The 8,235-nt window shown below is 71.1% G+C and carries 8 protein-coding genes; 4 read left to right on the top strand and 4 right to left on the bottom strand.

Features of this window, described 5'->3' with window-relative positions; all coding sequences use genetic code 11:
• Positions 1 to 1,352, top strand: a 1,352-nt coding sequence (locus ACFFNX_RS36795) for a molybdopterin-dependent oxidoreductase (protein WP_378210644.1), incomplete at its 5' end; no start/stop codon positions are given.
• An 8-nt stretch (positions 1,353 to 1,360) separates the two neighbouring features.
• Here ACFFNX_RS36795 and ACFFNX_RS36800 read toward each other — a convergent pair.
• On the bottom strand, positions 1,361 to 1,978 hold the full coding sequence (locus ACFFNX_RS36800; protein ID WP_378210646.1) for a TetR/AcrR family transcriptional regulator: 618 nt from the start codon (positions 1,976 to 1,978) through the stop codon (positions 1,361 to 1,363).
• Positions 1,979 to 2,088: 110 nt separating this feature from the next.
• Complete coding sequence (locus tag ACFFNX_RS36805) at positions 2,089 to 3,177, bottom strand: alpha/beta hydrolase (protein WP_378210648.1); 1,089 nt, start codon at positions 3,175 to 3,177, stop codon at positions 2,089 to 2,091.
• 753 nt (positions 3,178 to 3,930) lie between these two features.
• On the opposite strand from ACFFNX_RS36805, the gene rdgB reads away from it, so the two are divergent.
• Positions 3,931 to 4,488, top strand: a complete 558-nt coding sequence (rdgB, locus tag ACFFNX_RS36810; protein WP_378210650.1) for an RdgB/HAM1 family non-canonical purine NTP pyrophosphatase — start codon at positions 3,931 to 3,933, stop codon at positions 4,486 to 4,488.
• Positions 4,489 to 4,659: 171 nt separating this feature from the next.
• Here rdgB and ligD read toward each other — a convergent pair whose 3' ends face one another.
• Positions 4,660 to 5,874 carry a non-homologous end-joining DNA ligase gene (gene ligD, locus ACFFNX_RS36815; RefSeq protein ID WP_378210652.1) on the bottom strand — a complete coding sequence of 405 codons (1,215 nt, stop codon included), beginning with the start codon at positions 5,872 to 5,874 and terminating at the stop codon, positions 4,660 to 4,662.
• Positions 5,875 to 5,980: 106 nt separating this feature from the next.
• On the opposite strand from ligD, the gene ACFFNX_RS36820 reads away from it, so the two are divergent.
• Entirely contained in the window at positions 5,981 to 6,562 is a 582-nt protein-coding gene (locus ACFFNX_RS36820) for a hypothetical protein (RefSeq protein ID WP_378210654.1), read from the top strand.
• A gap of 447 nt (positions 6,563 to 7,009) precedes the next feature.
• Here the strand turns inward: ACFFNX_RS36820 and ACFFNX_RS36825 are convergent, their stop codons facing one another.
• On the bottom strand, positions 7,010 to 7,999 hold the full coding sequence (locus ACFFNX_RS36825) for a dienelactone hydrolase family protein (protein ID WP_378210656.1): 990 nt from the start codon (positions 7,997 to 7,999) through the stop codon (positions 7,010 to 7,012).
• A gap of 20 nt (positions 8,000 to 8,019) precedes the next feature.
• Here ACFFNX_RS36825 and ACFFNX_RS36830 point away from each other — a divergent pair.
• Positions 8,020 to 8,235, top strand: a 216-nt coding sequence (locus ACFFNX_RS36830) for a hypothetical protein (RefSeq protein ID WP_378210657.1), incomplete at its 3' end; no start/stop codon positions are given.

The raw sequence follows: 8,235 nt of genomic DNA on the forward strand, positions 1-8,235 counted from the left end.
CGGAGCGGACCGAGGACCGTACCGGCGTGCCGGGCGAGGTCGTGCGCCGGCTGGCCCGCGACCTGGCCGGGGCCGCGAGCGCCGCCGTGTACGGGCGCACCGGCTCCTGCCTGGGCCGGCACGGGACGCTGGTGGCGTACCTGCTCGACGCGCTGAACGTCGTGACCGGGAACCTCGACCGGCCCGGCGGCGCGGTGTTCGGCTCCTCACCGCTCGGGCTCGAACGGCTCGCCGACCGCTTCGGCCTCGCCTCGTACGCGAAGCGGCGCTCCCGCGTGGGCGGGCTCCCCGACGTGCTCGGCAGTTTCCCGGCGGCCCTGATGGCCAAGGAGATCACCACGCCGGGCGCGGGCCGGGTACGGGCGCTGTTCGTCTCGGCCGGGAACCCGGTCGTCTCGGTGCCGGACGGCGACGAGCTGTCGGCCGCCCTGTCCGGGCTGGAGCTGTTCGTCTCGATCGACCTGTACGTCAACGACACCAACCGGCACGCCGACTACGTGCTGCCGGCGGCGACCTTCCTTGAGCGCGAGGACCTGCCGGTGGCGAGCCTGGGCCTGTTCACCACGCCGTTCGCGCAGTTCACCGAGCCGGTGCTGCGGCCGTACGGCGAGGCGCGGCAGGAATGGCAGATCATCGACGCGATCGCCCGCCGGGCCGGGCTCCTGCCCTTCGCACCACGCCCGCTGGGCCGGATCCTGAGCCGTGTCCCGTTGCCGTCGCCGGTGTTCCTGCTGGATCTGGTGGTCCGGCTGGGCCCGGGCGGCGACCTGTTCGGGCTGCGGCGGGGCGGACTCAGCCTGCGGAGGCTGCGGCGGCGTCCGCACGGCGTGGTCCTCGGCGAGCACGTACGGACCGGGGTGCTGACCGAGGTGGTGCGGCACCGCGACCGTCGCGTACGGCTGGACCCGCCCGAGATCCTCGCGGAGTTCGACCGGCTCGGCGCCGAGGAGGACCCGGCGTACCCGCTGCGCCTGATCGGGCTGCGTGAGCTGCGGTCCCAGAACTCCTGGATGCACAACTCCGCGACGCTGATGCGCGGTGCCCGGACGCACTCGGCGCGGGTCCACCCGGCCGACGCGGCCGAACACGGCCTCGCCGACGGCCGGCGGTGCCGGATCACCTCGCCGTACGGCGCGATCGAACTGCCCGTCACGGTCACCGACGAGGTCATGCCCGGCACGGTGGCGGTCCCGCACGGGTGGGGCCACCGAGACGGCGGCTGGCGGCGCGCCAACCGCGCGGGCGGCGCCAACGTCAACCTGCTGACCTCCTCCGACCCCGCCGACCTGGAACGCCTGGCGGGCATGGCCCACCTCAACGGCGTGCCGATCCGCCTCGACCCTCCCGGGTGAACACGCCCCTACGCGCCGGCCCCTTCGAGAAGGTGGGAGTCGATGATCTGGTGCAGCGCGGCGGGGATCTCGGCGGCCGTCGACCGGCCGACCCTGGCCAGCAGGATCACGCCCTGGAACTGCGCGAGCAGGATGCGTGCGAACAGGACGGGGTCCACGCCCGGCCGCAACGTCCCCTGGTCGGCCGCGTGCCGGCAGAGCACGGCCAGCCGCTGCTCCCACTCGGCGAACACGCTGGCGAGGTGCTCCCGCACGGACTCGTCGGCGCCGGCGAGCTCGGCCGCCAGGTTGCCGAACGGGCAGCCGACGAGCGCGCCGAAGCGGCGTTCGAAGTCCGCCTGGATCTCCCCGACGGCGTCGGCGACCGCGTGCAGACGCCGGGCGGCGCGGTCGGTGCCATCGGACGCGCCCGCGGCCTCGAGGCGGTCCCACAGCGCGAGGGCGTGCCGATCGATCACCGCCTTGACCAGCTCGGACTTGGAACGGAAGAAGTAGTAGAAAGTGCCGCGGGGGACGCTGGTGGCCACGCACAGCTCGTCCACCCCGACGGCCTGGTAACCGCGCGCCAGGAACAGCCGGGCCGCGGCCCTGACCAGACGCTCCCGCGCGTCGCTCGAACGACCCACTCGCCGAAAATCCCTGACGACGGCCGTTCCGTCAACCGGCCGCGCACTGTCGGTGATACGCGTGCCCGCGGTGCGGCCCGGACGGCGGCTCCGGACCGCACCGCGGCCGGTCAGCCCGGCAGGCAACTACGGGTCTGCGCCGAGGGCTGTCCGTGGTCGACGGCGTCGACCCAGTCGCCGGCGTACGCGAACCACTGCGGGGCCGCGTTGTGCAGGTTGGTGTCGTGCCCGGAGTCGAGCACGAAGGCGTCCATGCAGGAGGCGCCCGAGTAGAGGGACGACTCCCGGTCCATGACGGCACCGGCGTTCGCGCACGACAGCCCGGTGGCCTCGCCGCAGTCCAGGGAGTCCTGGCGGCCGACCACGATGAGCACCGGCACGGTGATCGCGTCGCTGAACGCGGGGTCGCCCGGGTCCGGCGTCGGCGTGAACGCGCCGGTGGTGTCGATGCCGATCTGCTCGTCCAGGTCGATCACGCTCGGGTCGGCCAGGCCGGTGTCGTAGAACAGGCTGCGCGGCTCGACCGTCAGGTATCCGTCGGGCAGGCTCGCGAACCGGCTCAGCGTGTTGGCCGGGATCACGTGCGAGTTCAAGGTGTTCACGCCCTCGGCATTCGTGGCGTGCAGTTCGTCGGCGAGCACCACGGCGTTCACGTCGTGGTAGGTGCCGGCCTCCAGGAGCGCGATGCCGGCACCCATCGAGTGCCCGACTCCGATCACGCGCTGGAAGTGGGTGTGCGCGCGCCCGATCTGACCCGACCGGAGCCGCCCCACCAGCTGATGTGCCACGTACGCCAGGTCCCCGGAGGTCACCCCCGTCGGATCCGGATGATCAGACGCCCCCGCTCCCAACTGGTCGATGACGAAGGTCGTACGGCCCTGCCGGGCCGCGGCGCGCACGTAGTCGAGCCGGTCGACTCCAAGGCCCATCCAGTACAGATGGTTGTAGGTGAAGCCGTGCAGCAGGAACTGCACCTCGCCGTCGTGGGGGGCGCGCGGCCCGCACATCCAGCCGGCGATCCGGTACGGGGTGGCATCCGTTGCGGTCAGCCGCACCGTCGAGGTCGTGCGCTCACAACCGTCCCGTGCCGCGATGGTGTCCCCGGTGCCGCCAGTGGGTTCGGCGCCCGCCTGAGCTGCGGGGAGGAACTGCAGGCCGACGGCCAGGACGGTCGCGATGACGGTTAATCTCTTGATCATGATTTGTAGCGTATGTGGCGCTTATTGGTAAAGCCACACAATTGCTACATATGTGAGAATTCCACATTCACTACTGCTTTATTCAGGGGCGCTCCGGCCCACGGGTCGTGGTCGACCTCCAGCGGCTCCTGCGGCCGCGCATCCCGTCGAGCAGGCGGCATCGTCAGCGGCCGAAGCGTGGGCGGCCCTAATCCGGGCAAGCTGGGCTCAGGGCCTCCAGACGACGGCATGCCGCCAGGATTTCGGCGAAGGAACAGAGAGGCTGCGCCACCCGCAACAGCAGCCGTCCCGGTACGGCGGCGATGGTTTCATCTCCTTCTACCGTGGATATGCGTGGCTCCGAATGCCGGTATCGGATGCCAGGGCATCGCTCGACGGGCTGCTGAACGAAGTCCTGGGCCGGCCGACGCAATTCGTCATGGACGGGCGCATGTCAGGTTCAGAGCGGACGTTCACCTATGCGGAGGCCCGGCACGGCTTTGGCGGCGTCCTGAACGCCCTTGGTGCCGGCAGCAGGTCCTGCCTGTGGGTCAACGCTCCTGTCCCATCGGCGTACGCCGCCTACAAGCCGGTGCAGTTGGCCGCTGCGACCGCCGTCGGCCTGAACGTGCCCGAGACCATCATTCATCCAGTCCGCCTGACTATTCTGGGCGGTAAGAGATCCCCCCTGCCGCCGCCAGGAATGGGTCCCGGGGTAGATCAGTCGAGGACGCTGTCGAAATCAGTTGGAACGCAATCACTGAACGAAAGGTCATGTTCGCATTGGATCATATTTCACTCATCACCGGAAACCAGGGCAAAGCGCGCGAGTATGAGAGCCTGCTCGGGACCGAAGTAACTGCGGTCAAGGAGAGCCTCACCGAGATCCAGGAAACCGACGTCGTCAGGGTGGTGCGACGGAAGGCCGGCGACGCGTATGCGAAGCTGAAGAGTCCGGTGCTGGTCGACGACACGGGCCTGGCCCTGTCCGCGTGGAACGGCCTCCCCGGCGCGCTGGTGGCATGGTTCCTCGACGCCGTCGGCCCGGAGGGGATCCTGGAGATGGCCGCAAATCTCACCGACCGGCGTGCCACGGTGACAACCGCCCTCGGATACGCGGATGAGGAGGGTGTACGCGTCTTCACTGGCACTCTCGACGGCTCGCTCACCACCGAGCCACGCGGCGACAACGGCTTCGGGTACGACCCGATTTTCCTGCCGGATGGCCACGGCCGAACGTTCGCCGAGATGTCGAGCGACGAGAAGAATGCGGTCTCACACCGCCGGCTGGCCGTCGATGCACTGCGTGAGGGTCTCGGCCTTGCCACGTGACCAACGTGGAGCGGGCTTCCACCGGTACCTCCGCCGGCTCCCAAGAGATGTGCGCTGACCCGACTACAGAAGTGCTCCCGCCCGGAGCACCGGGGGCTGTCGCATGTCAGTGGTCGCCTGTAAGGCTGTCCAGGTCGGACGCTGGTCGCCCTGCATTCACTACTGCTTTGCTCAGCGGCGCTCCGGCCACGACGCCCCGGCCCACGGGTCGTAGTCGACCTCCAGCGGTTCCTGCGGTGGGCGCTCCTCCTCGGGGACATGCTGGAGGTTGACCCGGATCCGGTACCAGACCGAACTGCGGCCGCGCATCCCGTCGATCAGGATGTCGGCGGGCTCCAGGCGGCGCACCACCGCGGGGTGCCGGGCCCTCCAGCGGTCCAGCCCCGCCAGCGCCTCGTCCCTGGTACGGGCGCGCGCGATCTCGATGAGCGGCATCGTCGGCTGCCGGCGGCCGGTGCCCTTGGGCGGCTTCTCCGCGGGCCCGAGCCGTTCGGCCAGCTCCAGCAGGGGCTCGAGCGAGCCCGCGGTCCCCGCGAGGTCCGCCCAGGGATCGCCGATCGCCGCGAACCGCCCGGGAACCGTGGCCATCGTGTACTCCGAAGGGCGGCAGCCGGGCACCTCATCCCAGGTGAGCGGGGTGGAGACCCGCGCGTCCTCGGTCGGCCGCACGGAGTAGGCCGAGGCGATCGTCCGATCTTTGGCGTTCTGGTTGAAGTCGACGAAGACCCCCTGCCGCTCCTCCTTCCACCATCGGCTAGTGGCCAGGTCCGAGGCGCGGTTCTCCACCTCGCGGGCGACGGTCTCGGCGGCGAGCCGTACGTCGCGGTAGGGCCACCGGGGATCGATGCGCGCGTAGATGTGGAATCCGCGCGAGCCGGACGTCTTGGGCCACGCGGTCAGGCCGTGGTCCTCCAGTACCTCCTTGGCCACCAGGGCGACCTCGACGATCTGACCCCACGGGATGCCGGGCACCGGGTCCAGGTCGATCCGCAGTTCGTCGGGGTGGTCGAGATCATCCGCGAGCACCGGGTGCGGGTTGAGGTCGACGCAGCCGAGGTTCACCACCCAGACGAGCTGTGCGGCGTCACGGACGACGACCTCGTCGGCCGACCGGCCCGACGCGTAGTGCAGGCGCGCCACCTCGATCCAGTCCGGCCGCTTGGCCGGGGCGCGCTTCTGGAAGAAGGCCTCCTCGTCGATCCCCTTGACGAAACGCTTGAGGATCATCGGCCGGCCCGCGACGCCCCGCAGCGCGCCGTCGGCGACGGAGAGGTAGTAGCGAACGAGATCCAGCTTCGTGTGACCGCTGGACGGGAAGACCACCTTGTCCGGGTTGGTGATCGTCACCTCACGCCCGGAGACCTCCAGGACCTGCGACTTCGGCATGCGCTCACCATAGATCGCCGGACCGGGCCGTTCCGCGGCCCGGGGGATCCGGCGATACTGCGGCCGACCACGGCCCGGCCACGGCGCGGTGGTTTGATGAACGGCTATGAAGGGGTTCGCCCGCCGGGAGTTTCAGCTCGTCCTGTTGCGGCGCATGGCCGACTACCAGCCCGACCTGGTGGCCGAGGCGATGCGTTCGCTCGGAGCCTCGCGTACCGAGATGCGGCAGGTGAACGCGCGCTGGCAGCGGATTCTGCGGTCGCGGGCCTTTCCCGGCGGTGAGCGCCGGCTGCGTCTGGTGCTGGGCCCGCCCGCCGACGGCGCCGAGCGGACCGTGGGCGACGTGACCTGCCGTACGGACTGGTGGGACCTGTCGCTCTGGCCGGATCTGCGGTTCGAGGCCCTCATCGGGCCCGACGGGTCGGTCCTGCACGAGTGGCTGGTCCGGCCCGGCGGAGTGCCGGGGCCGCGGATCGACGGGGTCGCTGACCTGCGGCCTTGGTCGTGTGTCGTCTCCGACGTGGCGACGCGTTTCGCGCCGGCCCGCCATCAGGCCGACACGGTGCCGAGCCGGTGGCAGGTGGGCTTCACCGCTCCCGGCGAACGGCCGCGCTCGTACGTCGCCCATTTCGTGTGGGGACTGTTGCAAACCGTGGAGGAGGATGGTCCCCGCCCCGTGTCACCATGAAGGGAGTTAGGCGAGTGCCGGGACGCCCCCGCGCCCCGGTGAATGCGGCAGCGAGGACTCCTTAGTGGCAAAGCTCGACATCACCACGCTGACCCAGGCCGCGGACGAACTCCTCGAACGCGTCGACAACCCGCACCGCCGGCGGATCTTAGAGAACTACCGCCGCCACGCACTGCTCCAGGTGACCGGGCGGTGGACGCAGATCTTCGTCCCGGAGATGACGGTGGAACACCCCGTCTGCTACCTCAACATCAACCGCACGAGCGCCACGCTCGACGGGCCCGACGAGGTCGCCGCCTTCTACCGGACGCTGGCCAACAGCGGGACCAACGTCATGGTGCTCCAGGACGAGCAGCTCGCGGTGGCCGACTGGGGGCTCGCGACGGAGGCGACGTTCAACATCTACGCCCGCGGCCACGTGATCCCGGACGGCGACCCCGAGGGGTACTACCTCGTCCGCCAGCGGATCGCCATGCACTGGCCGTACGACCGGAGCGGGCGCCTGCTCGGCGGGCACGTGTACGAGCACGCCGACCTGACCGAGGTGCGGCGCATCGCGAAGCCGGACTTCATCACCGTCGCCGACGCGCGCGCGAGGCTCGACCCGCTGATCCGGCCGCTGCCCGGCTGAGCGGGCAGGAGCCGCTCGCGCAGGAACTCCACGACCCGTTCGCGGGCGGCGAGGGCCGGGTGGCCGGGCTCCTCGCGCACCTCGGCGGTCAGCACCGAGTGCGCCGCCCGGCCGAAGCCGCCGGCGTTGCCCGGTGAGGAGTCCAGCTCGATGATCTCGAAGGCGTGGCCGAGGCGCTCCCGCAAGGTCGCGAACCGGTCCGGCGGGCAGGCACGGTCGCCGGTGAAGCGCAGCCCGAGCAGGCACAGGCCGGACCGGGCCGTACGGTCGGCCACGGTGGCGAGCTCGTCCGCGGAGACGCCCGGGTCGCGCCGGCGGCCGCCACTGACCGGGAAGGGCACCGACGGCTGGCTGAGCACCGGGGCGAGCACGGTGTCGTCCACCGCGGCGGCCAGGGCGAACCCTCCGGTGAAGCACATGCCGATGACGCCGACGCCGGGTCCCGGGGTACGGGCCGCGAGGTCGCGGGCTAGTTCACGCAGGTGGTCCGCGACCGGGCGGCGGGCGTTGGCGGCGAAGGCGCGGAACTCGGCCGACACGCAGAGCCGGGCCAACGTCCCCATGACGTACGGGCCGGAGAGCGGCCGGCCCGGCGTGCCGAACAGCGACGGGATCGCGACTGTGAACCCCTGCTCCACCAGGTGGTCGGCCAGACCGAGCACTTCGGGCGTGATGCCGGGGACCTCCGGTACGAGAACGACACCGGGACCGTCGCCCTTCTCGTACACGTCATGGGTGATCCCGGCCCCGGTGAACGGGGCGTTCCGCCAGCCGGTGAGTTCCGAAGTCGGCGCCGAACCCGTCACGGTGCCTCCTTAGTCGTCGCGTGCCCGTCATCATCGCGAACACGGCGCACCGCGTCGAGGGCGATCGGCCTCCTCTCCGGGGAACCGCTGCGCTGGGGCCCGGGACGTGGACGTTCCACGACCGGGCGGGCCGCCACCCGTCCCTCCTGGCGCCGGTCCCGCCCGCCGCCGGAGACCGCGGTCGGCTTCACCCGCTCACCCGCTCACCCGCCTCCGCCGCGGCCTCCGGCGGCGGC

The organism is Actinoallomurus acaciae, from assembly GCF_042429965.1.
Lineage (GTDB): Bacteria > Actinomycetota > Actinomycetes > Streptosporangiales > Streptosporangiaceae > Actinoallomurus > Actinoallomurus acaciae.

Coding starts and splice junctions, on each gene's coding strand:
- rdgB (WP_378210650.1), top strand. CDS start 3,931: ATGTTCGCATTGGATCATATTTCACTCATCACCGGAAACCAGGGCAAA.
- ACFFNX_RS36805 (WP_378210648.1), bottom strand. CDS start 3,177: ATGATCAAGAGATTAACCGTCATCGCGACCGTCCTGGCCGTCGGCCTG.
- ligD (WP_378210652.1), bottom strand. CDS start 5,874: ATGCCGAAGTCGCAGGTCCTGGAGGTCTCCGGGCGTGAGGTGACGATC.
- ACFFNX_RS36820 (WP_378210654.1), top strand. CDS start 5,981: ATGAAGGGGTTCGCCCGCCGGGAGTTTCAGCTCGTCCTGTTGCGGCGC.